3 protein-coding genes are annotated in these 1,478 nt (G+C 30.8%); 1 reads left to right on the plus strand and 2 read right to left on the minus strand.

Annotated features, from left to right (window positions below):
- Positions 1–226 precede the first annotated feature (226 nt).
- On the minus strand, positions 227–511 hold the full coding sequence (locus DVW83_RS14605) for a hypothetical protein (RefSeq protein ID WP_137239663.1): 285 nt from the start codon (positions 509–511) through the stop codon (positions 227–229).
- Positions 512–590: 79 nt separating this feature from the next.
- Positions 591–815 (minus strand): DUF739 family protein, encoded by a 225-nt coding sequence (locus tag DVW83_RS14610; RefSeq protein WP_096710571.1) that lies wholly within the window; start codon positions 813–815, stop codon positions 591–593.
- A 166-nt stretch (positions 816–981) separates the two neighbouring features.
- Here DVW83_RS14610 and DVW83_RS14615 point away from each other — a divergent pair.
- Positions 982–1,478, plus strand: a 497-nt coding sequence (locus tag DVW83_RS14615) for a helix-turn-helix domain-containing protein (protein ID WP_137239666.1), incomplete at its 3' end; no start/stop codon positions are given.

Here is a 1,478-nt window from a genome sequence, read left to right on the forward strand (position 1 = left end):
TCACCTTCTTCTGTTTCAACGATTAATCTTGTGTAATTTTCTTCATTTAAAATTCCCATTTTCTCTTCTTTCTTCATATCAACCCTCCTTCGTATCTCACCGTCACCACCTCCAAGAAGAGGAGTTGCTCATGCAAGTAGGTATATGTGCTGTGTTTTTTGTAGTTTTTGAAGGAAATCGCAACTCCTCTTTTCGGAAGTGGTGCGTGTAGAACAAATTTAAATAGTTAAATTTCAAAAGTTTCTTTTAAAAATCGTTGTAATTCATTTCGTTCAATTCGAATATCTTGTTCGCTCCATTGTTGAATCTTTAAACCTTTTGAAATCCAACCGCTTAATTTATCATCGCCAATTCTCAATATTTCTTTTACTTGAGACTTATTCGGGTAAGGTGGTAATTCAACAGTTTTAGTCAACAAGCTGGATCGCTTTTCAATTTCTTTTAAAACAATAAAAGTAATATTGCTTGCTAATTCGTTTTGAACTATTTCATCTGGAATGTTTAGTTGCATAGATTACACCTCCTACGCTGGTTGTTTGACATCGTTAGTAAAAAAGTACTTTTAATGTTTCAACTAGTACACTTATAGTTCAAATAATTTGAACTTTCTGTTTAAAAAAATATTCACCTACATCTTCATCATCGATACCAAGCAATTCACATGCCTTCTTAATATCTGTGTCTTTCCATCTAACTTTATTATTCAATTTTAAAGACAAACTTCTTTCTGATAATCCAATAGCAATCGAAAAATTATGTTGAGTTTTATATAACTCAATAATTTTACCTGTCAACTTCGAATAATCAAAAGACATACTAGCTCCCCCCTCTTTTTTGTTCAAATTATTTGAACTTTATATTTATATCTTACCTCCTTGAAATTTACTTGTCAATAAAAAAAGTTCAAGAAAATTAAACTTTTTTTATTGAATTTAAGTTCAATACTATATATAATACAAACAAAAGGTGGTGAATAGATTTATGAGAGAAAATACTTCAACAAGATTAAAACAAATTATGAGAGAGCAAAATTTAAAACAAATAGATATTCTAAATAAATCTTTGCCATTTCAAAAAAAATTAGGTATTAAAATGGGAAAAAGCGCTTTATCTCAATATGTTAGTGGTAAATCTAACCCTGATCAACAGAAATTAGTTTTATTAGCTAAAACTTTAGGTGTCAGCGAACCGTGGTTAATGGGATTCGATGTAGAAAAAAAGAAAAGCTCTCTACTATCTCTAATCACTGAAGCTTCTTCTCAACTCACCCCACCTCGACAACAAAAAGTCTATGACTTTGCTAAACATGAATTGGAAGAGCAGCAAAATCCTGGACAAAACAATAAAATTCATTCTCTTCAAAGATACAGAGAATTGAAAGAACAAAAAGAAGAATTTGTCGATATAGATTGGTACGGATGTGCTTCAGCAGGTACTGGAGAATTCATATTTGATACAAAAGAGGTCATTTCACTTCC

Origin of the sequence: Enterococcus sp. VV15 (assembly GCF_005236045.1) — a bacterium.
Lineage (GTDB): Bacteria > Bacillota > Bacilli > Lactobacillales > Enterococcaceae > Enterococcus_B > Enterococcus_B durans.

Coding starts and splice junctions, on each gene's coding strand:
- DVW83_RS14610 (WP_096710571.1), bottom strand. CDS start 815: ATGTCTTTTGATTATTCGAAGTTGACAGGTAAAATTATTGAGTTATAT.
- DVW83_RS14605 (WP_137239663.1), bottom strand. CDS start 511: ATGCAACTAAACATTCCAGATGAAATAGTTCAAAACGAATTAGCAAGC.